Below are 22,948 nucleotides of genomic sequence, written 5' to 3' on the forward strand. Positions count from 1 at the left end.
GCTAGGATAAGACCATGTATGAAAGACGCAGCAGACTAAATTATCGGCAACAGGCCGAACTCATAAAATTTTTTGTGGCTGGTGCCACGGCAAGGGCTGCCGGAGAAATGGCAGGAGTAAACCGTAACACAGCCACATCCTATTTCATGCGTTTGCGACGTCTCATTGCTTCGCATCTCCCCAGTTATCGACTGTCCGGTGAAATAGAAGCCGATGAAAGTTACTTTGGAGGTGTAAGAAAAGGTAAAAGAGGACGGGGAGCTGCCGGAAAAATAGCTGTTTTTGGTTTACTGAAGAGAAACGGCAGAGTTTACACGGCAATCATTCCTGATGCCCGCACTGAAACACTTCTCCCCATCATCAAAGAACAGGTGGAACCCGACAGTATAGTCTATACGGATACATTTTCAGCTTACAATGCCCTGGATATCAACGGATTCCATCATCGCATCAATCATTCCCAGAAGTTTGCGGAACAGCATAATCATATCAATGGAATAGAAAATTTTTGGAATCAGGCCAAAAGGCACTTGCGTCGCTTTAACGGTATCAAGCCTGAACACTTTTACTGGTTCCTCAAGGAATGCGAATGGCGTTTCAATGGAGGCAATCATAAACAGCTCCTAACTCAGCTAACTTATTGGGTAAAACAAGCAAAACATTAGTCTTAACTAGGACAGCCCCTAAAATTGAAAAAAATTTTCAAGCTGGACAGGCATAATCAAAAAATATTTATTCCTAAATAATTTCTTAACAACTCTCCTGTAAATCTGAGCTCAAGACGGCTGGCAACCCGCTGAATGTAGCCGGTCCCAGCAGGCAACACGCTTGAGTGTTCATTTTTACATACCTGGAGGGTATTATGAAAAAGCTTCTTTCCATTCTCAGCATTACGGCCATTATCTGCTCACTGTCCTTAAGCCAGGCCATCGCCATGGAAGCCAAGTCCGGCGACATGAAAAGCGACAAGACCATGATGGACAATGGCATGAAAAAAGACGGCGCCATGGGGAAAGACCATAAGATGATGGACGACGGCATGAAAAAGGACGGGATGATGAAAGATAAGGGCATGAAAGACGACAAGGGTGTGATGAAAGGCGACAGCATGAAGAAAAAAATGTAGCTCCCAAGCTGCCGGTGGTGAGCGGGGCCTTTGCCTTGGCCCCGCTTTCCACCGTTAAAACAGGGGAGCCGGAGGCCAAATTCTCCATTGTGCCTCCGACGCCTAGAAGCTAAGTTTGGCGAAAGCTGTGGAGAACTCCCTACTACGCTGAACAGCAGGTGTTTATGTACAATATTTTGGTAGTGGAAGACGAACTGAAAATCGCCCAAACCGTGATGGACTACCTTCGCCGCGAGGGCTACGCGGTGCTCCACGCCGCGACCATCGCCGAGGCCTTGAAACTCGTCAGTTCCGATATCGACCTCATCGTACTCGACCTGATGCTGCCCGACGGCCAGGGTGAAGACCTTTGCGCACACGTGGTCGGCCTCTACAACACGCCTGTAATCATGCTCACCTCGAAACGTAGCGAGCAATCCAGAATCAACGGTTTCGCCTCTGGGGCCGACGACTACCTGGCCAAGCCTTTCAGCCCGCGTGAGCTGGTGGCCCGGGTAAAGGCCGTGCTCAAACGCTGTCGCCCGATGGAGAACGTCATCCACTTGGGCAAAAACATTGCAATCTACATGGATAAACATACGGTCAGCAAAAACGAGACGGAAATCAAGCTGACCCCCAATGAATACAAGGTGTTGCTCTGCCTTGCCAGCAACAGCAAAGCCGTGGTCAGCCGCGACAAACTGGTGGAATACATCGATTCGCCGGATGCCATGGATCGTATTGTGGATGTGCATATTGCGCACCTACGCCAGAAGCTTGAAGACGACCCAAAAAAGCCGGAGATTATCAAAACCGTTCACGGCCAGGGCTACAGCCTGGGGGTGGAGCGCCATGCGTAAAAACAAGCCATTCCGCAGACTCTTCACGGCCTATTTTGTGGTGATAACGGGCATCACCGTGGTTGTATTCATCTTTTTCGGCCTACATATCATCGACCGCTTCTTTTCCTATTACGTGGACAAGGTGCATGAAGAGACCCAGCACATGCTGGTCATGCAGGTGGCCATGCACTACAAGATGTATGGTAGTTGGAACGGCTATGACGGCAGCGAGACCGGGGCCGCAGCCAAACTCTCCGGCGATTATTTTACCATAACCGACCTGGCCGGAAACACTGTTTACACCAGTGAAAAAGGCGTGGAGCGCTGTTGCGCCAACCCCAACCACAAGTACACGCGGGTCAGGCTGCCCATAACGGTTGACGGCAAAACAGTTGGCGAACTTACGGCCGGCTATTTCAGCAACCACATCAGTTCACCCGAAGCCGATGCATTCCGGGGCGGCGGCATTTGGCTGGTGGTGCTTTCAATAATCTGCATCAGCGTGGTGGGCGCGGCCATCTCCATGCTGTTCTTTTACCGGCTCTCCAAGCCAATCCGGCAAATTGCCGTGGCGGCCAAGGATATTTCGACCGGGCACTTGCAAACCCGTATAGCCATCAAGGGCAATGTGGCCGAAATGCACGAGATCGCGGATTCCATCAACACCCTTGGCGAATCGCTGCTTAACCAGGAAAAATTCCGGCAGGAGCTAATCGTCAGCCTTTCGCACGAACTGCGCACGCCACTGCAAATTTTGCTTAGCCAGCTTGAAGCCATGCTCGACGGCATCTACGAGGCGGACAGGGAACGGCTTGAGGCAATGCGCGCCGAAGTTGCCCGCACCGGCGAGTTGCTTAACGAGCTTGAAGACCGCCTGATTTACGAAAACGACGCCTTTGATCTGAACATTACCCAGGTAAACGTTTCCGATCTGGCCCACAGGGTCGCCATCGGCCACGAGGGCGGCTTCGCGCAAAAAAAACTGGATTTTATCTACAATATTGAGCCGGACGTGATTATCGAGGCAGACTCGGTACGTCTGGCCCAGGTGCTGATTAACCTGCTTTCCAACTCCATCAAGTACACACAGGCTGGCGGGGCCAGCCTAAGCCTCAAACGCGAGGGCCGGAACGTCGTAATCGAAATAACTGACAGTGGCGAGGGCATGGATGAAGAAACGGCAAAGAATATCATCAACCGTTCCAGTCAGGCTTTCAAGGCGGTAAACAGCAAGGGCGTTGGCCTTTATATCGCCAAGCTCATCGTGGACAAACACGGCTGGGCGCTCGACATTGAGAGCCATAAAGGCCGAGGAACCACGGTCAGAATAATCATGTAACGAGGCCGCGCGTGGTCATGCAATAGAGTAATATTATGGAAATGCTCACAATGGGATTTGTAGCCACGGTGTTTGCCGCTGGCCTTCTATCTTTCTTCTCGCCATGCGTGCTTCCGATCTTGCCGGTGTATTTCGGCTATCTTTCCGGAGGCGTTAACTCCGCACAGGAGCAAGACAACACCAGCCTTTTTAAAGCGTTTGCCTTTGTTGCGGGCCTGGCCGCTTCCTTTTTCATTCTTGGTTTCGGAGCCGGAGCTTTGGGCGGGCTCATAAGCAACAGATGGTTCTTTATGGCTTGCGGTGCAATAATCATCGCCTTCGGACTGCATCAGACCGGATTGATCAGCATCCCCCTGCTTGAACGGGAAAAAAAGCTGGATGTGGCTTTCAATCCACGCAAAGGTTTGATCGGCGCGTTTGCCCTCGGCTTTCTTTTCTCTTTCGGCTGGACGCCCTGCGTAGGGCCGGTGCTGGGGGCAGTGCTCGGCATTTCCTCACAGCAAGGCAGCGCCCTTACCGGTGGCGGGCTGCTTTTGGTCTATGCTTTCGGCCTGAGCCTGCCCTTTGCCGTGCTGGCCCTTGGCTCAAGGAGTCTGTTTGGGCGCATCAAAGGCATATATCCGCATTTTCCCAAAATAAAAATTGCCGGGGGTATCCTGATCATCCTTATGGGTTGCTGGATGATTTGGGGGCAAATCACGTTGCTGAGGGCCGGGCAGAATGAGCCAGTCTCAAACTCTGAAAGGCATCCCGCCCGCATGCAGGCCCTTAACGCCGCCCCGGCCAGCCTGGACGATTTCCGGGGCAAGGCTGTGTGTATAAAGTTCTGGGCTACCTGGTGCCCGCTCTGCTTGGCCGGTCTCGAGGATTTTGCGGCATTATCCGCCGAGTATGCCGGCTCAGAAGATATAGCCGTTATCTCCGTGGTCGCTCCCGGCCTGAACGGCGAGGTAGGCAAGGATGATTTCACTGCCTGGGCCAAGGCGCAGGGCCTGTCTTTCCCGATTTATTTCGATGAGAACGGCGCTTTAACCAAGGAATTCGGAATCAGAGCCTACCCTACTTTCGTCTATCTGGGAAAGGACGGCAGGCTGTTCAAACAAAGCGTCGGAGACGAATCCAACGAGCGCGTCATTAAGGAACTTTCAAACCTCGGCGCGCAAGAGAGGTGATATTATGAAAAAAAATATACTCATGCTGGCTGCGGTCATACTCGGCTCAGGCTTTTTTGGCGTAAGCGCCCAAGCAACTGAACCCCTAAAAGATGCCTATTTCGCAGGTGGCTGTTTCTGGGGTGTGGAAGAATATTTTTCGCGTATTCCGGGTGTGCTTGACGTCACATCCGGCTACGCCAACGGGAATACTGAAAAACCAACTTACAGGGAAGTCTGCTCGGGAAAAACCGGCTATGCCGAGGCCGTGCACGTCAGCTACGACCCGGCCAAAGTAAGCCTGGAAACATTGACCAAGCAGTTTTTCAAGATCATCAACCCCATCAGTGTGAACAAGCAGGGCAACGACCTGGGCAGCCAGTACCGAACCGGCCTGTATTACGCCGATGAAGCCGACAAGCCGGTTCTGGAAAAGGTCTGGAAAGAGATACAGGGCAAATATTCGCAGCCTCTGGCTGTGGAGCTTCTACCCCTGAAAAATTACTATCCGGCCGAGGAATACCATCAGGATTACCTGAAAAAGAACCCAGGCGGCTATTGCCATATCAGCTTTGACAGTCTCAAAGATATTCCTGCAAGCGACAGAGACTCGCTGGACGCAAGCAACTACTCTAAGCCGCCGGCCGAAGAGCTGAAAAAGCTGCTCAGCCCGGAACAATACAATGTAACCCAGAAAAACGGCACTGAACGGGCCTTTTCAGGCCGGTATTTGGATAATGAAGAGCCGGGCATATATGTTGACGTGGTAACCGGCGAGCCCCTATTTTCTTCCGCCGACAAGTTTTACTCCCGCTGCGGCTGGCCCAGCTTCACCAAGCCCATCTCGCCGGTGGTGGTCACCGAGCACAAAGACAGAAGTTTCGGTATGCTGCGCACCGAAGTACGCAGCCGGGTCGGCGACTCGCATCTCGGCCATGTCTTCGACGACGGCCCGAAAGACCGTGGCGGTTTGCGCTATTGCATCAACAGTCTGGCGATACGGTTCATCCACTATGACGACATGGACAAAGAGGGGTACGGAGATTTGAAAAGCGCCGTGAAGTGATGGTCTTAGTGTCTGAAGCCAGCCTACCGGCTTTAGATAAAACACGGAGAGCGCCTTGTTTGAGGGCGCTCTCCGTGTTTCAGCGCATTCTCATACGGTATTGCGGCTGTTCTTCCGGCGGCTTGGGTTTCTGCCGCTCGGCTTCAATCCGCTCCGCTTCCCTCTGAAACGTCTGTATGAGTTCTTTTGTGGGCTTGGCCGCCGCAAGGTCAATATCTCCGGGTGCGCCAAAGGCGTACCAGACCATGCGCCGGGCATAGTCTATCCAGTCGCGGTTTTCTTTCTCCCGCCGGAGCGGACGGGCCTGCCTGTACATTTCATTGGCGGTTTCCTGCGGGGTGTATCCGGCAAGGCGCATGTGCAGGGCAAGCAGGCTGTCCATGCGGGAAGCGTCGATAGCTCCGGGATTTTCCTTTTGCAGAATTTCCAGACAGGCGCGGTACGGCGCGGCCAGACTGCCGATTTTGGGAAACTCGAATTTTCTGACTTCCATATCCGGCCTTATGCGCTTCCTGAAGCGCCAGAGATTGGCAAGGCGGTTGCTTTTCCGCCCAAGCCAATATTTGAAGCTGCCCAGCGGCGTGGGCTTGGGCGTTTCTTCCCGTAGCCGTTCCCTTTCTTCCCGCTGTTGCTCCTTGAGAAAATGCCGGGCAATGTTCAGCATGGGGAGGCCGTGCGGCGCGAGGGCGGCAAGGCTCTTTCGCCGCTGTTCCCGCTGTCGCTCCCGTATTCGCCGCCTGTCGGCGGCAACGCGCTTCCTGCCGCTTCTCCGGCGCTCCGCTTCATCGGCGCGAGCCTGCCGGTACTCCCGCCATTGCTCGATGAAAACTTCGCTGACCGGCTCCGGCTCAATTTTCGGCATGTCCTCCGCTTCCGGCGGGTACACTCCGGCTTTATACTCGCCAAGCCGTTTGCAGAGCCTGGACAAGCCGAAATTGCGGTCTATGGACGAGGCTTTGACGGCTGTTTCACCCACAAACACGATTGCGCCTGACCCTTTCTTTTCAAAGCGCAAGCCGACCGCCGCCAGTTTTTCATGCAGTTCTTTCCAGCTTCCGGCAGTCTTGATGATTTTGTGGCCGCGCTCCTGGGCGATACGCATGGCCGATTTTTCGCCGGTAGCGTTTTCAAAGTCTTCGGCCTTGGCCGTGGGCTTGACGGTTTGCGGCATTTCAAGAAACGGTATCTACTTTATATTGCGCACTATCTCGCCTTTTTCGTTGACGCGATAACGGGCTTTTTCCTGACTTGCCCAGCCCTGCTTGTGGGTTATGAGGGCCGCTATCCTGTGGCCTTCCTCAATGTCAAAACCCCGGTGCGGCTGAACCGTTTTCATGGTGTAGGGGTTTGTCCGGTTGACGGCGATATGCACATGATAATTGCCGGTGTTCCCGTGCAGGGTGTAAAACGCCTGATGTTCCTGTAAACCCATGCGTTCAAGAAAAATATGCGCGGCCTCGTCAATCTGTTCATGGCTCGGCAGTTCGTTTTCCTGCCAGGACATAACCCAGTGGGCAATCGGCATTTTGCTTTGTACGGATTCCTCGGCAAGAGCAATCATTTCATTTTTTTGCGCCGCCAAAGTCCCTGTGATGAAGTTCAACGCTCCTGAATACATCAGCTTGTCGTTGCCGTATTCGTCCTTTTCGGCAAAGATGTAGTCCACCAGGGCGGCTATCATGGTCGCCTTGGGCTTCTCAAAATTGGTGCGCTTCAGCTTTTTCAGGATCATTATCTTTCGCTCAATCTCTCAATGACCGCCCGTATGGCGTTCAGGGTCGCGCTCAATTCCGCAAGCTCATTCCTCCCGCCTTTTTCCCTGACCGCTTCAAAATTGTATTTGAGCAAGCCGCCAAGTCGCCGCAACTCCCGGATGGTCTGGCCGTCCGTCTTGGCGACAAGCGGTCTGCCCCCAAAGAACAGGCGGCGCATGTATTCGGAAACGGAGATTCCGGCGATTGCCGCCTGTCCGCTCAAACGCGCGTCCTCCTCGCCGGTAAGCCTGAGCGTCCGGCGGCACTGAAAACGCGCGAGGGTCTTGTCTTTTGCTTTCATGCCTTTCCTGCCTTTTCAGCGCGTGAGAAGCGAAGCGCCGAATGCGCTGTGGAGTCCAGAGGCGCAGCCTTTGGCAAGGTGTGTGGCTGTCGTCAGACAGCTACCAACTTGTGAAGAAAAACCGCAATCGTTATGCAAAACAACCTCCATTCAATCCAGTAATCAGCGCATGACGCTTTCCGCTGAATTTTGTTTGGAACATATATGAGATTTTTCTTTATGTGCAAGCAAAAAAGGCAAATGGACGGTATTATTCTTTTGAGTACAATAGCCATTTTCTGTATGATGAAACATGATTTTTCACTTCATAAAAAAGTTACTGTGCATATTTGTGCGCTACAGTCTTTTCTGTGCATTACTGTACAATGCCGTCTTGCCCTTGGTACTTGAAAATAAAGTCGCAATTATGATATGTCTGTTCGCAAAAATCAGTTTCGCAACAGGAGATAAGGCAATGGGAAAAGCGCAACGCTACACAATGGAACAGATTCAGGCCGCGCAAAAATCATTGCGGGGGCTGGCGGTGAAAAACGCCGGAAAGACCAGAGCGGAAACGGTGGAGTTTCTGGCGGCGGATATTCGCAAGGCCGTGGAGCAAGGTTACAGCCTGAATGAAATCAGGGACACTCTCGCCAAAGCGGGCATATCGGCTCCGCTCTCGCGCATGAAAGCTCTGCTTGGGCAAGGCGAGGGTGGAAGCGGCGCAAACGGTCGGGGATATGCCGGAAATTCCGGGCAAGCCTGAACCGGAAAGCATGGTCACGGCTCAGGCTGATACTGCCGTGACTACTGACCTGCCCGGCGGGAAAAAGTGCAGTTATTTTTAACTGTGAAGGGTAAAAGCGGTTTCAGAAAAGGCGTGAGCGTATTTTGCCTTTCGGCCTTTCTGCCTTTTGCTTGTGTGGAGTTTTTTTGTTCGGAAGCCCCCTGCGGAGCGTTTTTTCGTCCCGTCGCCCGCGAAGCGGAAACGCCGGAAGCACGGCGGCGAATGTCAAGGCCGGGCAAAGCCCGCCCGCATAGCGGGTTGCCTTGACAGAGCCGCCGCTTCCGGCACAGTTGCGGGCGTGACGGGCGAAAACAGGGGCAATTTTCATTTCTGCTTTTCGTCCTTTTTCTCCTCCGCTTTTTGTTGTTCCCCCGTCAGTTCCCTGAGCGTTTTGGCAATGTCCGAGGCTTTCCAGACCGTTGTTTTGGGGCCGATTTTTATCGGCTTTGGGTACTTGCCGCTTTTGCAACCTTGCCACCATGCGCTTCTGCTTATGGGTATAAGCTCCAGCACTTGCGAGATTCGCAAAAGCGCGTCTTCGTTTATGGTTTGTGACATACTTTCCTCCGTTGGTTGTGGGTGTTGTTTCAAAAATTGTTTTCATACACCACCAAGACTGTTGCGCGTTTTTTCGCGTAATTCATCAAGGTAGTCGGCCCATTCCTGCATCATCTTCCGCCGTTCAGGCAGATATTCGGCGCGGTTGTATATGCCGCGAATGATGTTTCTTGGAACGTGCGCAAGCTGGCGTTCTATCCAGTCAGCGTTATAGCCAAGCTCGTTAAGCATGGTGGAGGCCATAGACCTGAAGCCGTGCGGGCACATTTCATCAGTGTCAAAGCCGATGCGCCGTATTGCCCCAAGCAGGGCTGATTTGCTCATGCTCCGCTTTTCTGTTTTGTAGTTGGGGAATACATAAACGTCATTGCCGGAGTAGTTTTGCATTCTCCGCAGTATCGCTATGGACTGGCGGCTCAGGGGTATCAGGTGGTCGCGGGACATTTTCATGCGTTCCGCCGGAATGCGCCACAAAGCGTCATCAAAATCAATTTCCCGCCATTCGGCGTTGCGCAGTTCGCCGGTGCGGCAAAACGTGAGCGCCATAAGTTGCAAGGCGCTCCGCACAACAAGAGTTCCGGGGTAGTTGTCCAGGGCAATCAGCAAATTGCCCACGGCTTCCGGCGTGGTCTGCGAAGGCAGGTTTCGGCGTATGCGCGGGGCAAGCGCGCCTTTCAGATCCGCCGCCGGGTCGCGCTCGGCGCGGCCGGTAGCAATGGCGTAGCGGAAAACGCACGAACAGATTGTACGCACACAATGCGCTATGTCCCTCGTTCCCCGCGCTTCGATTTTTCGGAGTATCGCCAATACTTCCGGCGCGGAAATTGTGTTGACGGGCTTTGAGCCTATGGCCGGGAAGAGATTGCGCTTCATGCGGCAAAGGTTGGTCTTGGTGTATGCTTCGCTCCATTTGTCGCGCTGTTGCTCATACCATTCCATAGCAACCAGTTCAAAAGTGTTCTGGTAGGCGACTTTTTCCTGTTTACGCTGTTCTGACGGGTCAATACCGCTTTCAAGCGTCTTGCGGGCCTGTTCGGCGCGTTCTCTGGCGTCCTTCAGGCTGACGGTGGGGTACAGGCCAAGGGAAATGAGTTTTTCCCTGCCGTGAAACTGGTATTTGAACCGCCATGCTTTTGTGCCGTTGGGGGACACGAGCATGAAAAGTCCCTTGCCGTCGAACAACTTTTGCGCCTTGTCGCCGGGCTTTACGGCTCTGAGGGCTGTATCGGTCAATGCCATTGGGGTAATCCTCCGTGTTGAGATTGATTTACCCCATACGCTACCCCCAAAAATGGGGTATGTCCATGCGTCCAAGAAAATCCATGTATATCCAAATTTTCAAATTTATCTTGTATTATCAATATGTTTTATATCAAAACGGATGATATTTTTCTGCGATAGTCCTCTTCGTAGCAAAGCCGCTTGGGGTCTTCCCGGATCGCCTCAATACGCATGGCATGGTAGGCTCGATAGCGTTCGGACATCAGCTGCACATCGCTGGGCATGAGGAAGAAGCGTCCGCCCAGAATATGTCTGGCCAGCATGTACATGACTGCCGACTGCCTGTCTGCGGCCGACCCTCCGCGAGGAGCCACTTCATCAAGATCGAGGCTGACTATCTGGGCATCGCCAATATCGAACTGTGTCGGTTCCTTGAGCAGCGGATAAGCCTCAATGGCATCCGACAGAGCACGCCAGACGCCGAGAATGACAGGCGGCTCATAGGTGTTCTGAATTCCTGTATTCTGGCGAAGCTGCGTCAGAACATCCGCAAGCAGGGGGACTGCATAGCGCTGCGCCAGCAGAGCCTGATGCGGATAGCCTAGATCAAACAGGGCATCCACCACTTCCCACCAGCTTGTCGAAGCATCCAGAGGAACAGCGGCCTTGAGAAGCAGCTCATGAATTTCAGGCAGAGTATTCGCCTGATAAAGCCGGGGATGTCGTTTGTCCGAAAGTTCGTCATAGGCAAGGCTGACGGCTCTGCCGATAATGCCGGGCACGCTGTCGGCAGGCGCTGACGATTCCAGCGGCGTTGCCAGCAGATTGAGGAAATTCGTCAGAAAGGCCTTGTGCGACGGCAAGGGCGTGCGATTACCGAGCGGTAAATCAAAGGGATTGACGGCATAGTCGGGCGTCATCCTGAGACGGTGATATGCCGCAAGATGCTTTTGCCCTTCGGGAAGATTCTCTTGCAGCAAGGTGATCAGGCCGGAACTGGACGGCCCCACGTCCACAATGGACAGCCACGGAAGGCGGGAAAGCCCGGCCTGCGTCACAAAGGCAAAGTTCATGGCATTGAGGAAGACCGACTTGCCCCCGCCCATCGGGGCAACGCCAATATCTATCCATGCGGCCTGCTCCGAAGAATTGGCCGCAAAGGGAATGATCTTGCCGTCTCCGGTACGGAACAGCAGACTGCCTTCCCTCCAAGGAGAGGCGGGACGCAACGGCGTCATGCCGATGGCATCCTGCAAGGGGGCGGCTGTTACCGGAGCCGGAGACGCGGGCATCATGCCGGGAAGCGTCGCCGTCACACCAAGAAGCGGATCGCCAAGAGCTTCGGCCACATCCGTTGTGCCCCAGCCCTGAATAGTCTTTGCCAGTTCCGCAACGCGGCGTCTGAGCAAAAGAAATGCCTCCTGTTCCGGCAGCTCCCGCACGCTGGCCCAGGTGCAGAGGCAGATGCGGAACTTCACGCAGCACATGCCTTCAAGGTTCAGCGCTCTCAGCACATCCACAGCCTTGTTGAAGCGCTTGTTATCCGAGGAGGTAAAAGCAAGGAGCGTGGAAAGCAGAGGTCGCAGCCCCATACGCAAACCTCCGTCCTCGATAAGAAAGGAGATGCGGTACGGCAGACGCTCATCCCGCCTGGCAAGAATGCGGAACAACTCCTGAAAGGGCTTCGGGGTCTGCGGCATGAGGGTCATGATTAGCGGCCCGTAAATCCTGTCTCCGATGCGGATGGCGTTCCGGGAGAGCAGCTGCCCTTCTTCCGGCCAGAGCTGCGTCCTGAAATCCGGGTACAGCATGTTGTGACGCTCATCCCCTGCCTCCGGGTCCGGCAGACGAAGAGGCAGCGGATCGCCGGGCATGAGGGCTTTCCAGTTCCGGCTTGTCAGCTCCGGGGCGATGCACGTTCTGATGTCCCGCAAGGCCGCATGGGCCGACAGCGGCCATGCCAGCAAATCCGTCTGTCGGAAAGCATCCAGAACGCCCGTCAGAAAGCCGTTGTGCGCATCATGCAGCGCGGAGACGGCACAGGAAACCTGCTGACATCCCGGAATGACCGGAGTCTTTGACATGGCGGCAGCCCGCTCTTTCAGTGCCGTTTTCCGCAGCGTATCGGAAAGCACAGAAGGCCGTGTCCACAGAACCAGCCAGCATGTTTCCAGAGCGCAATATCTTTTCAGTGCATTTCCCCAGTCATCCAGAAGACTGCCGACATGCAGGCCAAGATTTTGCGCGGTAAGCCGCGAAGGCCGCAGGAGTTCCGCAATCCGCTCCCCGCTTCCCTCCGGGTCATACTCAAAAAGCACCTGAACAAGATGGCCCGGTCTGGAAAGGCTGGATTGCAGCTTTTCCGTCAGAGAGGAAACAATGGAACCAAACTCTTCGACGCCAATCTGTTTGAGCGACCCCTCAAGGCGCAGCAGGCTGATCAGGCTGCCGTCATCGGCTACCAGTACGCCGTCATCCACCGTTTCCAGCCGGCAGTAGCTGTGTACCGGCCCGGCAAAGACTTCCGACAGGGCACGAATGCCGCAGTCCACTCCATGAACCAGACGATCAAGCATCACGACTCCCTCTTCAGAACGATCTGCTGGATAACGACGCCGCGCGGCGTTATGGCCGTGGAAGCCCGGCGCACAAGAACAGTGGCAAGAAGGCGTTGCGTACTTTCAACGCCCTGGCTGGATTCGTAGGAAACAACAAGAGGGAATTCGATACGCCATGTGGCCGTATCTCCTACCAGACCGGAGGCGATAATGACCGGCGCTCGCGTGGCGACAGCGGATGCGGAAAGGCGCTTCTCCCTGATCATCTCCAGAATGCCGGAAGTTTTCAGAGACGCGAGAAAGGACTTATAGGCATCCTCATCGAAATGGCTCCGCAGGGCTTCCAGCTTCTTGCGCCATTCCAGAAAGTCCAGAGACATGGCCCCCGCAATGGTATCCGCTGTCCATGAAAGGAGGCCCTGCTGCGTCAGCAGGGGCTGATTCAGCGGGATCATGGGAGCAAGCCGCAAATCGGGAGTAGCCGCGAAATAACGCGGCGTCGGGCGATGCAGAAGGAGCAGCGCAATGACTCCCAGACTGACGGCCAGCGCAACGGATAAACCCAGTGCCAGCTTCATGACGCGATAAAACTGCGCTCTGTACCAGCTCAGACCGCCAATGACGCCTGTTGCGTCATGGACAGAAAAAGAGGCATGAGCATCCGATTCGCTCATGGTCTGCGCCGGGGGCCTGGATTGATGTTTCTGTATCCATGTGAAGATGCTCATGCCTCATCTCCTTTTATGGGGTTACAGGCCGAGTTCTCCCAGGCCGGAAGTCTGATCGGAACCGAAAAGGGTAGCCGAGCCGGAACCGAGCGTCTCTCCCAAGCCGAGGATGATCGCGCCGATCAGCAGCTTGATGATGCCGCTGGTATAGGTGGACTGCCCCTGCTGACGTGTGGCCTTGTACATGTCCACGCAGCCCCAGACCCCCATAGCAAGACCGGTTGCGAATCCGGCAAGGGATATGCCCTTGGCAACACCCTTGGAGTTTTCAGCCACATTCTGCCCGATTTCTCCGAGCGGAACGGCAGCCTGAACAAGTTCGGGTGCAAGCAGCCAGACAGCGGCGATGCCGAGCCCTGCGGCTGTCCAGCGGCATGACGAAATGAGTCCGGGATTCCCTGCAACGCTCTTCATGACTTCCTCCGAATGTCAGCCAAGGATTCTGGCGACATATGTTTGGACGTCACCGCCTATCGTAGCTCCAAGGCCACGCAGGAAGGTGACGAGGTTGACGGCGAGAATGCCACCAAACAGGTGCACGATTCCCCTGCTGAAATTCATGGCCTGATTGGGCGTATCGCGCATAAGATACAGCCCGCGCGCAATACCAATGACGCCGACCGTAGCGATGGCGTAGACGGCAAACTGGATGTAGACAGAACCGGGAGAGGACGGCGGGCTGTAGCTCAGGCTCTGTTCTGAGGACTGATTGAAGACAGTCATGGCCAGTGAATCCATGAGTGCCGGCAAGTTGAGCAGCAAAACAGCGCAAACGAACGTCCAGACAGCCGACGAGCGATTGAAGCGATGTTTGCCGCTTATCGCCAGCACACAGGCTGTCAGGGCAAAGCCCAGTCCCGCCAGGTACGACAGTCGAATGATGACAGGCCACCATTGCTGCAAATGGGGGATGACATTGGCAACATAGTTGTCCATCGCATCACCTGCCCTTGACACTCACGATGAGGATACCAACAGGCGTTCCGCTCTCAAGGCGGACAGTCGGCGGACGATCAAAGCCCCTTTCAAAGATTTTTCCGGCTTTTTCCCCAACCTTCCCGGCAGCTATCCATGCCTGATCGCCCACGCTGTAGGTATTCCAGACCATCTGATCGCTGGTTTCGCCGTTGTAGCCGTAGATCGTACTCTGAGAGCCGCTGTAGCGCTTGGCCGTTCCCAGCCCCTCAAGAAAAGCCGATGCAATGAGTCCGCCCCAGCGGCTGAAAAAATGGGTATTAACCGAACTGGCCACCGACGCTTCGGACGTGCCGGGGTCAACCGCATAGGCTTCTATCTGGACGGGTTCACCGTCAGAAGGAATGATTCTGTTGAACGCCAGTACGAGGCGTTCATCATGGCGCTGAAACGTGCCCATGATACGGGCATTGCAGTATTTGCCGGAGGTAATGGTTGCCAGTACGGCAGACGGCACATCGGAATTCACGCTGATGTCGATGATGCCGTACAGCAAATCTCCGGCCCGGATTGCCACCGGAGCAACGGGGGACTTTTCCGGGGTGGCCAGCGTCCGTCCTTCATCGGACACAGAAGTTTTCTCTGCTTCCTTTGAAAAATCCCGCTGATAAACGATTTGTCCCTGTCCTGTCGAAGCTGCGGCCAGCCGGGCATCCAGCGTCGCCAAATCTTCCTGCATACGCTTGAGCATGGCGTTATCCGTGCGCGGGGGCTGGACAGGCGCGACGCGCACAGGAGCAACAGGGGGCGTGGCAGGAGGCGTTTCCGCCTTCTTCACGACCACGGGTTTTTTGTCTCCCACAGGCGTCGGGACAAAACTTTCCCCGCTCTTGAGCGCCTCGCTGGCCTGACGCTGATCATGTTCCCGGAGCTTCTGATTGTACTCCTCGGAACCAATCCCCCCGGCCTGCCCGCTGACACGATCCGATTTTGCAGGAGACATGCGGGCTGAGCTGGACGGTTCTTCCGCAGCAAAGAACAGGGAAAAGGCAAGGACAAGGACGGAAAGCCCTATCACTATGCCAAGAGCCAGAACCACGAGGCGTCTTTTCTTTTCCAGACTTGTCATGTCGCTCATGGCACAATCCCTATCTGCCTTCCTTCAGGATGAAGGTTTGCATGGAACCTTCATGCGAGGTCATAATCCGTGCGGTCACGGGCAGCTCATAACATTTCGTTGCCCCGGCTCCATTGACGACGGCAGTCCATGACGGCCACATCAACGTCTGCGTCGTTCTGGCATAATGTCTGCCGCCATACTTCCAGACCTGTAATGATTCTCGGGGCGGCTCCACACGAAGGCGAACGGCTCCTTCCGGCGGAACACGATCCAGAAAGGCCAGCATGACGCTGTCTGCCGTGTCCCTGACTTCCCTGATCAACGGCACGGCGGCTCTGGGGCCATGATGGGCTATCTGGAAAAGCACCAGAGCATCCGCCTTGCGTTCCGGGGAACGGACGGAATCAGACTCAAGGCGCACAACAAGCGGCACATCCCGTTTTTCCAGCGTAACCACGAGCGTGGATGTCGCATGTCCCTGCAAAGGCATGACACTCAGAAGATTTCCCTCCGGCAATTCAGGATGCAGTACCTGAAAAAATGTGGGGCCGCCGTTGGTAACGGATGTGATGGGCCACGGCTGGCCTGTCGCATCGTGAAAAACCAGCGAGGTAGCGACATTGGCCGTCGTCAATACCGGCACAGGGACCCGCCCCGGCTCCAGAGATACGCGCACAGAGCGTGTTCTCAGGCTGGGCGGCACTGGCAGCAATGCGCGTTCCCGCTGATCCGAGCGTTCCCGATATTGCTGAATATGCTGCTCATCCAGCGGCATCATCTGGCGCAGACTTTCCTCAAACAGTGCCTGCGCATCCTGTTTGGGGGCTGGAGCAGCTTTCCCGGCAGCAGGCTGCTGATCCTGCTGCGTCGTTATCGGAGCTGTTGGCCGGACAGAAGATTCGGCCTCTTGCGAAGACGACGTTTGAACCGCCGGGGCGGTTCCCTCCGACATCATCAGCAGCACCACAGAAAGAACCAGTGCAATAACCCCTTTCACAACAGCTCCTTTCATGCGCACGCGGTTACGGTTGCGAAAGACGCGACACTCTTCTCACAAGGAACAGGCTCTACACCGTAAGACTGACTTACAGGCGTTTTGCGCAGGGAGGTCAGATAGCGTTCTTCCTGAGCTTGCCTCTTTCTCTCCCGCAGAAAGGCCATGATGTTCCTGCCTGCTGTCTCAGGGACATCCGCAGCCGATGGCGCACAACGCAGCGAATGCAGGTGCATCCAGATGCCGAAAGCCATTGCTTCATTGTCGGGAGCATCGAATTTCGCGGCAAAGGCCCGGAACAAAGGGCGGAGTCTTTCTTTCTCCCGGCATTGCCGCGACAGCTCCAGTTGTTCCCGCTCTTCTTTCTGCCGCATGAATTGCCGCACACGGGGATCAGGCGCGGGAACACATGGCGACACGGGCAGAGACGAGTCCAGCCAGCGCTGTCCGCGCAGCCAGTTAGCCATTTGCGGGATAAAGCGGCCCTGTTCCTTCTGCCAGCTCTCCGATGCGCTGGAGCGGGCAATGGCTGACAGCAGCTCCTGCAACGACGGAAGCTGCCCGCTGTGCAGAAGTTTGAACCATGCCATCCGGGCAAAGCCCTTGGCTTCCTTTCGGGGATAACTCTCCCAGGCTGTTTCAAAATCCAGCTCAGCAGAACCCACGCCCCCCGCCGAAGGCGCAGAAGATGACAGCGCGTCTTTTCTTTCCGACTTCATGGGGGGAAGGGGGGGATTTTCTTCTTGTTGTTTGCTAAGATTATTTATGTGGCCAGATTCTGGCTGCCCGAAGTCAGATTTTGGCCGCTCTCCGGCAGGAGCTGCCCTCTTGCGCAACGCTTCCGGCTGAAGAATGTAGTAGACCGAGGAACGGTAGTTTTCATGGCGAACCTCAATCAGCCTTTCCCGTACCAGCTCCGCGAGGTAGTTCTTGATGCTGCTGACGCTGCACGCGAGCCTTGCAGCCAGCGTCTTTTGCGAGGGCCAGCAGTGATCCTTGTCCGAAGCGTAATTGCACAGCAGCGCGTACATGACCTTTGCTCCTAATGAGAGGGGCATCTCTAGGATGAATTGCGGTAAAATAGGGCCAAAAATATTTCCTTTGGGGGCGAACGTCTTCATGCTTGCGTCTCCCAGTCCCCAAAAGACGACAGAGCAGACTCACATCTTGACAATATGAGGCCTTTCGGCTAACGTCCTTTCAATGTTCGTTTGAAAAGCGTTACTGCTTTGGAAGCCGTTGAGTTGCCGCTCAACGGCTTTCTTTTTTGGGGGCTTTGTCTGCCTCAAACTTGTTGAGGTTGCTCAAGAGCGGCTGGCTCATCAGGCCGTGACCACCACGTCACGACGACATTCCTCCCGGCTCTGGCGAAAGACGACACGAAAATGCCTCTCAGAGCATGGGAATGTTTCGCTGCCTTTTCCGCGTTACGGGTGCAAAAAAAGCCCTACCTGCCAACGGCAGGGGGGGCTGATAACAAAGGCAGCGAAGGCCAGAACGCGCAGAAAAGCTTGCCGCGCATTGCTGGTGGCATCACTTTTCGGAGACGCGATAAGAAAAGCTAGATCAAGCGCGGAATGAATGGAGCCTTGCCCGGAAATGCGCTTGAAGGCAGGGTTACAAAAAAGGGTTACAATCGCATATGCTCTTGGGTGCATCTATATGCCCTCATATGCAGTTGTAACTTGCTGAAATCTAAGACGGGCAGGCGCATGACAACGGCCTTTCACGCCGTCGACAGGGGTTCAAATCCCCTTGGGGACGCCAACGAAATCATGCCCTTACGAAAAATCGTAAGGGCTTTTTTCGTTTTGAGGCATTTTCAAAAAATGTCCGTGCACCCCAGCGGCTATTCAGCTGCGATCCCTACCACACTCTCCCAGACATACTACTCCGGCCGCCGTGTAATCCGGCACCACGAACATAGCGGAACACCTTCCCCCTGCCGCGCTCTGGCATTCTAATACCTCGGGCAAATCACCCAATCCTGATTATACGTCTACTGAAGGACTTTTCGCATCATCGGACACGGCCTCGGTGGAGATACCGCGAGCGTGTATTTGGCGCGTGCTGACACAACATCCTGATTTGTTGATCTCTTGCCTTGCGTGACGCTGCCGGCCGGGCAAGCAAGATTCGTGTCCCACCCCGGACAGTGCACCCATGGCTGAGCCAGTCGGGAGAAAATGGGCTGGCAGCAGACAGGCCCAAGATGACCGTCAAACGGCTTCGGAAGCAATTCTTCGTAAAAGTCCAGCCGAAGGCAGGTGGCATGGTGGTGGGGCGGTATAGTCTCCGCGCAGATCATCCTGCTGACCAGCTGCGCGTCCCCCCCAGCTGGTCAGCAGGGTCTTGTGCGATTGAACACTCCACCGGCTTTAGCCGGTGGAGTGTTCAATTTTTTCTTTCAATTTTCTGAAAATCATCGCAAAGGTATAGCCTTCGGAAATCATCGTTTCTATTTCTTGTTTTGCAGCAAGAAATTCAACACGGGCAATTCCATAGTGCATATTCATGGCTTAACAGGCGTATCGTGCTGTTTTCAGGAAATCCAGGACACTCATGCTCCCTTCGGGAGCCGTGGACGCATCCGGGGCCTTCCCCTGACGCCAGAGCAGTGACCACAGGCCCCATGCAGGCCCCCGCTTTATGTGTCCGTCAGCAAAGCGGGCCAAAAAGGCTTCAAACACAGGGCGAGCCGCTTCCAGTTCCGGTTCCGTGCGTCGCCAGCTTCTCTCAAGCTCATCCACACGCTGCCTGATACGGCCCGACCGGACGGAATCGGCGGCGCATTCCGTGATCGGGGGGAGGGAACTCCCCTGATGGGGTTCATCCAGCCAGCGCTGGCCGCGCAGCCAGTTCACAAGATGCGGGATGAAGCGCCCATGTTCCCGATTCCATGAGGGGGATTGCTTGAAGCGATCCAGAGCGGTCAGCAGCGTGCCCAGCGACGGCAGCAGACCACGCCGCCAAAGACGATGCCAGACGGCACGCGCAAGTTCCTTGGCTTCTTTGCGTGGATAGCGCTGCGAGAACTGCTCGAATGAAGAATCGGCAAGAGAAGAATCCCCCCTTCCGCCCCGGCAGGGGCGTGGACGCGGAAAGGTTAGAGCCGAGGAGGAACGGCCACATGCCCGTTCACGGGGGGAAAGGGGGGAATATTTATTCTTGTTTCTTAAACTTATTTCCGTAGCCAGGGGTTGCCTGTGGCTTTGTCCAGCAGTAGCCACGGTCTGGCTATCGCCGGACAGGGGCATCCCGGACGTCCCGTCAGGGCCGGAAGGTGTGGAGCCATCAAGAGCGGCAGGGCAAAGCAGGTAATAGGTACTCGTGTACCTGCCTTCTTCCCTTCGGATGGCGATCAGCTTGTTTGTCACCAGCTCATGAAGCCAGTTTTTGATGCTGGAGACACTGCAACCAAGCTCACCGGCCAGAAGCTTGTGGGACGGCCAGCAGTGGTCTTTGTCATGGCAGTATTTGCAAAGAAGCGCGTAAAGCAGTTTCGCGCCGGAAGAAACCTCTTCCCGAAGGATAAAGGACGGCAAAAGAGACCCGGACAGGTCTTGCGGAGTGATGGTGTCCATGTCTGATGCTCCAGACAGGCCTTGGAAAAAGCGTAAAACAGAGCTGCGGAGCTTGACGCCGCTAAGCCTTTCGGCTAGAGTTAATCCACAAAATTTGCGGATGCTCCCGCAGATAGCTCCTGTGTTCGTACCACAGGAGCTTTTTTCTTTTGGCCTACAGTTTTCTCAGGTTCGCTCCAGCGATTGAGTTGTTTGTTGTTCGAGCGGGCTGGCTCGTCAGACCGTGGGCACCTATCCCCCGGTGACGCTGGTCGTAAAAACGCCAGCGTTTCGCCTTTCTTTTTCTGATCCCCAGGAATCGTCTCCGGCGGGAAATTTATGTAAGCGTTTACAAGCAAGGCTTGCCCGGACGCGGGAGGGCATTCCCTCTCCGTGGACTTTCGGGTAAGACAATGCCTGTCAGTCAACTTGCTCGTGCAATGGAGAAGGTGGAAAAGACAAAAAGCCCCTTCCAGGCTGGATCACCAGCGCTGAAAAGGGCTTTTGAAAAGGAAGGGAGATTGAGAAAAGAAAAAAAGCGTAGAAATATACTTTGAAAAGCACATTGCTACGCTTGATTTCTTGTTGGCGTCCCCAAGGGGATTTGAACCCCTGTCGACGGCGTGAAAGGCCGTTGTCCTGGGCCGGCTAGACGATGGGGACGCACTATGAAGTTGTGATGGCTGGGCTGCAAGGACTCGAACCTTGATTAGCGGAGCCAGAATCCGCCGTCCTGCCAATTGAACGACAACCCATCGCGAAAATGGAACCTACGCAAAACCGCCTCTCTTGTCAACAAAAAAATCGAAAAAAATTTAAGGCCTCGTATCCGGCAGAAAAAATGCGGGAGCGGACAGGAGGGAAGTGCCCTTTGGCACAGCTACGGGATGCCGCATTACAAAATATTTCACATGATATCTAACCTGTTGATTTTCCATGGCGACATGATGGGATGAATGTTTCTATCCTGTGAGAATAGTTTACTTTACTTTGCCCCTTTGCCCGGTATTATCCTTGGGATGTGCGGCCTGTGCGCGCCGCAAGAGCAAGATGGTTTGTGAAAAAAGCCGCTGTCTTTTTTCGGGATGGGAGGGAACGCTCCGCAAGAAGCCTTCTTGTTGCCATTTTCAATACGACGTGGCGGGGAGCAGCCCGGCCGCAAACGGAGGTTGTCTGTTATGGAACAAAACAACGAAGTCGTTGTCGACCGTGCCAAGTCGCAGTGGTCCGACTTGTGGAAGAAGGAAGACTACTGGGCCATCTGGATCGGCTTCTTTTTCCTGATCGTGGCCGCATGGCTGTGCTTTGGCCAGCGTCCGGCCCTGGAAGCCAAGTTCAACGAATATGAGACCATCATCAAGGCCGAGGAAAGCAAGCCCTTCAAGACCATCGAATGGTACAAGGCCACTGCCGCCCAGAAAAACGTGCAGGCCCAGAAGCAGTCCCAGGTGGCTGATGTCATCGCTTATCTGAAAACGCCCGCCCGCTGGACCGACAATCCTCTGGATGCCCTGATGATGGATCAGGCCCGCGCGGACGAGCGCAACGCCGCCCTCAAGCCCAAGGTCGACGCTGCCAAGCAGGCCGCTGCCGAGGCTCTGGCCACGGCTAAGGCCGCCCAGGATGTCGCCGCCGCTGCCGGTTATCAGGACGCCGGTCTGAATGATGCCGCCAAGGCCGCCATCGACTCCTGGCAGAGCGCCGAGAAGAAGGCCTCCAAGGCTGCTTCCGGTCTGGCCAAGCCCTTCAACCGCATCCCCACCCTCATCGTGCTGGGTCTGGTGCTGGGCGCCCTGTGCACCGTCGGTGCCGTGTTCATGGGCATGAATCCCGGCAAGTTCTTCGTCTCCTTCCTCATCATCTACGCCCTCTGCGTGCTGGCCAACATCCTGGGCAACCAGAAGACCATGCGCCTGTACGGCATCAACGCCGAGATCTGGTCCATCGCCATCGGCATGATCATCGCCAATACCATCGGCACGCCCAAGCTGGTCAAGGACGGCGCCCAGGTGGAATACTTCATCAAGGCCGGTCTGGTGCTGCTGGGTGCCGAAGTGCTGTTCCACAAGATCCTGGCCATCGGTATTCCCGGCATCTTCGTGGCCTGGGTGGTGACCCCCATCGTGCTCATCAGCACCTTCATCTTCGGCCAGAAGGTGCTCAAGATGCCTTCCCGTACCCTGAACATGGTCATTTCCGCCGACATGTCCGTGTGCGGTACCTCGGCGGCCATCGCCACCGCCGCTGCCTGCCGCGCCAAGAAGGAAGAACTGACCCTGTCCATCGGCCTGTCCCTGACCTTCACCGCCATCATGATGGTGGCCATGCCCGCCTTCATCAACTGGGTGGGTATGCCTGAGGTCCTGGGCGGCGCCTGGATCGGCGGTACCGTGGACGCCACCGGCGCCGTGGCCGCTGCCGGTGCCTTCATCGGTCCCAAGGCCCTGCAGGTGGCCGCTACGGTCAAGATGATCCAGAACATGCTCATCGGTGTGACGGCCTTCTGCGTGGCCATGTACTGGTGCGCCAAGGTGGACGTGCAGGAAGGCCAGAAGGTCAGCGCCATGGAAATCTGGCACCGCTTCCCCAAGTTCGTGCTGGGCTTCCTGACGGCTTCCATCGTCATGTCCGTGGTCAGCTCCTCCCTGGGGGCTGATGTGGGCAAGATGCTGGTGGATAACGGCATCAACAAGATCTCCGTGCCCCTGCGCGGCTGGTTCTTCGCCCTGGCCTTCGTGTCCATCGGTCTGACCACCAACTTCCGCGAACTGGGCAAGTACTTCAAGGGCGGCAAGCCCATCCTGCTCTATGTTTGCGGTCAGTCCCTGAACCTGGCCCTGACGCTGCTCATGGCCTGGATCATGTTCTACAAGGTCTTCCCCGAAATCACGGCCAAGATCTAAGTTTCATCTGCAATCAAGGGGGCCGCTCCGGGAACGGCCCCCTTTTTTTCCCGGATGTTCCGGT

At 55.4% G+C, this 22,948-nt stretch carries 22 protein-coding genes, 3 tRNA genes and 2 other RNA genes; 9 read left to right on the forward strand and 18 right to left on the reverse strand.

The genetic code is table 11. The features are described from left to right. The first annotated feature begins 14 nt into the window (after window positions 1-14). The 6 genes from Q4I12_RS10245 to msrA all read left to right on the forward strand — a co-directional run bounded on the left by Q4I12_RS10245 (window position 15) and on the right by msrA (window position 5,503). Entirely contained in the window at window positions 15-665 is a 651-nt protein-coding gene (locus Q4I12_RS10245; protein WP_302261495.1) for an IS1595 family transposase, read from the forward strand. Between the two features lie 197 nt (window positions 666-862). Continuing rightward, window positions 863-1,126: a hypothetical protein gene (locus tag Q4I12_RS10250; RefSeq protein WP_009368905.1), complete on the forward strand. Its 264-nt coding sequence runs from the start codon at window positions 863-865 to the stop codon at window positions 1,124-1,126. A gap of 164 nt (window positions 1,127-1,290) precedes the next feature. After that, the gene (locus tag Q4I12_RS10255) at window positions 1,291-1,965 is read left to right on the forward strand and encodes a response regulator transcription factor (protein WP_009368904.1); all 675 of its coding nucleotides are present in this window, start codon (window positions 1,291-1,293) and stop codon (window positions 1,963-1,965) included. Further along, window positions 1,958-3,286, forward strand: coding sequence for a HAMP domain-containing sensor histidine kinase (locus tag Q4I12_RS10260; RefSeq protein ID WP_302261496.1), 1,329 nt, complete (start codon window positions 1,958-1,960; stop codon window positions 3,284-3,286). The genes Q4I12_RS10255 and Q4I12_RS10260 overlap by 8 nt, the downstream gene beginning before the upstream one ends. 35 nt (window positions 3,287-3,321) lie before the next feature. Continuing rightward, a complete protein-coding gene (locus Q4I12_RS10265) occupies window positions 3,322-4,458 on the forward strand; it encodes a cytochrome c biogenesis protein/redoxin (RefSeq protein ID WP_009368902.1) in 1,137 nt (378 codons plus the stop codon). A gap of 4 nt (window positions 4,459-4,462) precedes the next feature. Then, window positions 4,463-5,503, forward strand: coding sequence for a peptide-methionine (S)-S-oxide reductase MsrA (gene msrA, locus Q4I12_RS10270; protein ID WP_009368901.1), 1,041 nt, complete (start codon window positions 4,463-4,465; stop codon window positions 5,501-5,503). Between the two features lie 79 nt (window positions 5,504-5,582). Here the strand turns inward: msrA and Q4I12_RS10275 are convergent, their stop codons facing one another. The 3 genes from Q4I12_RS10275 to Q4I12_RS10285 are packed head-to-tail and all read right to left on the reverse strand — an operon-like array spanning window position 5,583 to window position 7,558. Next, a complete protein-coding gene (locus Q4I12_RS10275) occupies window positions 5,583-6,674 on the reverse strand; it encodes a hypothetical protein (RefSeq protein ID WP_302261497.1) in 1,092 nt (363 codons plus the stop codon). Between the two features lie 15 nt (window positions 6,675-6,689). Then, window positions 6,690-7,235, reverse strand: coding sequence for a relaxase/mobilization nuclease domain-containing protein (locus tag Q4I12_RS10280; RefSeq protein WP_302261498.1), 546 nt, complete (start codon window positions 7,233-7,235; stop codon window positions 6,690-6,692). Next, on the reverse strand, window positions 7,235-7,558 hold the full coding sequence (locus tag Q4I12_RS10285; RefSeq protein WP_009368899.1) for a plasmid mobilization protein: 324 nt from the start codon (window positions 7,556-7,558) through the stop codon (window positions 7,235-7,237). The genes Q4I12_RS10280 and Q4I12_RS10285 overlap by 1 nt, the downstream gene beginning before the upstream one ends. Window positions 7,559-7,850: 292 nt before the next feature. On the opposite strand from Q4I12_RS10285, the gene Q4I12_RS10290 reads away from it, so the two are divergent. Next, window positions 7,851-8,303 carry a hypothetical protein gene (locus tag Q4I12_RS10290; protein WP_029434644.1) on the forward strand — a complete coding sequence of 151 codons (453 nt, stop codon included), beginning with the start codon at window positions 7,851-7,853 and terminating at the stop codon, window positions 8,301-8,303. A 103-nt stretch (window positions 8,304-8,406) separates the two neighbouring features. Here the strand turns inward: Q4I12_RS10290 and Q4I12_RS14020 are convergent, their stop codons facing one another. The 10 genes from Q4I12_RS14020 to Q4I12_RS10340 all read right to left on the reverse strand — a co-directional run bounded on the left by Q4I12_RS14020 (window position 8,407) and on the right by Q4I12_RS10340 (window position 17,834). Beyond that, window positions 8,407-8,928 (reverse strand): hypothetical protein, encoded by a 522-nt coding sequence (locus Q4I12_RS14020; protein WP_437438858.1) that lies wholly within the window; start codon window positions 8,926-8,928, stop codon window positions 8,407-8,409. Next, entirely contained in the window at window positions 8,925-10,121 is a 1,197-nt protein-coding gene (locus tag Q4I12_RS10300) for a tyrosine-type recombinase/integrase (protein WP_009368896.1), read from the reverse strand. The genes Q4I12_RS14020 and Q4I12_RS10300 overlap by 4 nt, the downstream gene beginning before the upstream one ends. 128 nt (window positions 10,122-10,249) lie before the next feature. Then, window positions 10,250-12,679 (reverse strand): putative type IV secretion/conjugal transfer ATPase, encoded by a 2,430-nt coding sequence (locus Q4I12_RS10305; RefSeq protein ID WP_302261499.1) that lies wholly within the window; start codon window positions 12,677-12,679, stop codon window positions 10,250-10,252. Further along, window positions 12,679-13,389 carry a DotI/IcmL/TraM family protein gene (locus Q4I12_RS10310; RefSeq protein WP_302261500.1) on the reverse strand — a complete coding sequence of 237 codons (711 nt, stop codon included), beginning with the start codon at window positions 13,387-13,389 and terminating at the stop codon, window positions 12,679-12,681. The genes Q4I12_RS10305 and Q4I12_RS10310 overlap by 1 nt, the downstream gene beginning before the upstream one ends. 21 nt (window positions 13,390-13,410) lie before the next feature. Further along, on the reverse strand, window positions 13,411-13,803 hold the full coding sequence (locus tag Q4I12_RS10315; protein ID WP_302261501.1) for a hypothetical protein: 393 nt from the start codon (window positions 13,801-13,803) through the stop codon (window positions 13,411-13,413). Between the two features lie 15 nt (window positions 13,804-13,818). After that, on the reverse strand, window positions 13,819-14,325 hold the full coding sequence (locus tag Q4I12_RS10320) for a hypothetical protein (protein WP_302261502.1): 507 nt from the start codon (window positions 14,323-14,325) through the stop codon (window positions 13,819-13,821). A 4-nt stretch (window positions 14,326-14,329) separates the two neighbouring features. Next, the gene (locus Q4I12_RS10325; protein WP_302261503.1) at window positions 14,330-15,442 is read right to left on the reverse strand and encodes a DotG/IcmE/VirB10 family type IV secretion system protein; all 1,113 of its coding nucleotides are present in this window, start codon (window positions 15,440-15,442) and stop codon (window positions 14,330-14,332) included. 10 nt (window positions 15,443-15,452) lie between these two features. Continuing rightward, the gene (locus tag Q4I12_RS10330; RefSeq protein WP_302261504.1) at window positions 15,453-16,421 is read right to left on the reverse strand and encodes a DotH/IcmK family type IV secretion protein; all 969 of its coding nucleotides are present in this window, start codon (window positions 16,419-16,421) and stop codon (window positions 15,453-15,455) included. Between the two features lie 11 nt (window positions 16,422-16,432). Continuing rightward, on the reverse strand, window positions 16,433-17,539 hold the full coding sequence (locus Q4I12_RS10335; RefSeq protein WP_302261505.1) for a helix-turn-helix domain-containing protein: 1,107 nt from the start codon (window positions 17,537-17,539) through the stop codon (window positions 16,433-16,435). Between the two features lie 187 nt (window positions 17,540-17,726). Beyond that, window positions 17,727-17,834: hammerhead ribozyme type II (locus tag Q4I12_RS10340), an RNA gene on the reverse strand. A 248-nt stretch (window positions 17,835-18,082) separates the two neighbouring features. Here Q4I12_RS10340 and Q4I12_RS10345 point away from each other — a divergent pair. Further along, window positions 18,083-18,185: transfer RNA gene (locus Q4I12_RS10345), tRNA-Leu, on the forward strand. A gap of 611 nt (window positions 18,186-18,796) precedes the next feature. On the opposite strand, the gene Q4I12_RS10350 is transcribed toward Q4I12_RS10345, so the two are convergent. The 5 genes from Q4I12_RS10350 to Q4I12_RS10370 all read right to left on the reverse strand — a co-directional run bounded on the left by Q4I12_RS10350 (window position 18,797) and on the right by Q4I12_RS10370 (window position 20,736). Further along, a complete protein-coding gene (locus Q4I12_RS10350; protein WP_302261506.1) occupies window positions 18,797-18,934 on the reverse strand; it encodes a TraK family protein in 138 nt (45 codons plus the stop codon). Between the two features lie 3 nt (window positions 18,935-18,937). Then, on the reverse strand, window positions 18,938-20,002 hold the full coding sequence (locus tag Q4I12_RS10355; protein ID WP_302261507.1) for a helix-turn-helix domain-containing protein: 1,065 nt from the start codon (window positions 20,000-20,002) through the stop codon (window positions 18,938-18,940). 202 nt (window positions 20,003-20,204) lie between these two features. Beyond that, window positions 20,205-20,278, reverse strand: an RNA gene (locus tag Q4I12_RS10360) — hammerhead ribozyme type II. A 289-nt stretch (window positions 20,279-20,567) separates the two neighbouring features. Beyond that, window positions 20,568-20,644: transfer RNA gene (locus tag Q4I12_RS10365), tRNA-Glu, on the reverse strand. A 17-nt stretch (window positions 20,645-20,661) separates the two neighbouring features. After that, window positions 20,662-20,736, reverse strand: a tRNA-Gln gene (locus Q4I12_RS10370). Between the two features lie 423 nt (window positions 20,737-21,159). Between Q4I12_RS10370 and Q4I12_RS10375 the strand changes: the two genes are divergently transcribed. Further along, window positions 21,160-22,884 carry a YeiH family protein gene (locus Q4I12_RS10375; protein WP_302261508.1) on the forward strand — a complete coding sequence of 575 codons (1,725 nt, stop codon included), beginning with the start codon at window positions 21,160-21,162 and terminating at the stop codon, window positions 22,882-22,884. The last annotated feature ends 64 nt before the right edge of the window (window positions 22,885-22,948 follow it).

This window comes from Desulfovibrio piger (genome assembly GCF_951793255.1).
GTDB lineage: Bacteria > Desulfobacterota > Desulfovibrionia > Desulfovibrionales > Desulfovibrionaceae > Desulfovibrio.

Coding starts and splice junctions, on each gene's coding strand:
- Q4I12_RS10245 (WP_302261495.1), top strand. CDS start 15: ATGTATGAAAGACGCAGCAGACTAAATTATCGGCAACAGGCCGAACTC.
- Q4I12_RS14020 (WP_437438858.1), bottom strand. CDS start 8,928: ATGAAAACAATTTTTGAAACAACACCCACAACCAACGGAGGAAAGTAT.
- Q4I12_RS10320 (WP_302261502.1), bottom strand. CDS start 14,325: ATGGACAACTATGTTGCCAATGTCATCCCCCATTTGCAGCAATGGTGG.
- Q4I12_RS10260 (WP_302261496.1), top strand. CDS start 1,958: ATGCGTAAAAACAAGCCATTCCGCAGACTCTTCACGGCCTATTTTGTG.
- Q4I12_RS10310 (WP_302261500.1), bottom strand. CDS start 13,389: ATGAGCATCTTCACATGGATACAGAAACATCAATCCAGGCCCCCGGCG.
- Q4I12_RS10275 (WP_302261497.1), bottom strand. CDS start 6,674: ATGCCGCAAACCGTCAAGCCCACGGCCAAGGCCGAAGACTTTGAAAAC.
- Q4I12_RS10280 (WP_302261498.1), bottom strand. CDS start 7,235: ATGATCCTGAAAAAGCTGAAGCGCACCAATTTTGAGAAGCCCAAGGCG.
- Q4I12_RS10290 (WP_029434644.1), top strand. CDS start 7,851: ATGATTTTTCACTTCATAAAAAAGTTACTGTGCATATTTGTGCGCTAC.
- Q4I12_RS10350 (WP_302261506.1), bottom strand. CDS start 18,934: ATGAATATGCACTATGGAATTGCCCGTGTTGAATTTCTTGCTGCAAAA.
- Q4I12_RS10250 (WP_009368905.1), top strand. CDS start 863: ATGAAAAAGCTTCTTTCCATTCTCAGCATTACGGCCATTATCTGCTCA.
- Q4I12_RS10300 (WP_009368896.1), bottom strand. CDS start 10,121: ATGGCATTGACCGATACAGCCCTCAGAGCCGTAAAGCCCGGCGACAAG.
- Q4I12_RS10265 (WP_009368902.1), top strand. CDS start 3,322: ATGGAAATGCTCACAATGGGATTTGTAGCCACGGTGTTTGCCGCTGGC.
- Q4I12_RS10325 (WP_302261503.1), bottom strand. CDS start 15,442: ATGAGCGACATGACAAGTCTGGAAAAGAAAAGACGCCTCGTGGTTCTG.
- Q4I12_RS10285 (WP_009368899.1), bottom strand. CDS start 7,558: ATGAAAGCAAAAGACAAGACCCTCGCGCGTTTTCAGTGCCGCCGGACG.
- Q4I12_RS10255 (WP_009368904.1), top strand. CDS start 1,291: ATGTACAATATTTTGGTAGTGGAAGACGAACTGAAAATCGCCCAAACC.
- msrA (WP_009368901.1), top strand. CDS start 4,463: ATGAAAAAAAATATACTCATGCTGGCTGCGGTCATACTCGGCTCAGGC.
- Q4I12_RS10335 (WP_302261505.1), bottom strand. CDS start 17,539: ATGAAGACGTTCGCCCCCAAAGGAAATATTTTTGGCCCTATTTTACCG.
- Q4I12_RS10315 (WP_302261501.1), bottom strand. CDS start 13,803: ATGAAGAGCGTTGCAGGGAATCCCGGACTCATTTCGTCATGCCGCTGG.
- Q4I12_RS10375 (WP_302261508.1), top strand. CDS start 21,160: ATGGAACAAAACAACGAAGTCGTTGTCGACCGTGCCAAGTCGCAGTGG.
- Q4I12_RS10305 (WP_302261499.1), bottom strand. CDS start 12,679: ATGCTTGATCGTCTGGTTCATGGAGTGGACTGCGGCATTCGTGCCCTG.
- Q4I12_RS10355 (WP_302261507.1), bottom strand. CDS start 20,002: ATGGACACCATCACTCCGCAAGACCTGTCCGGGTCTCTTTTGCCGTCC.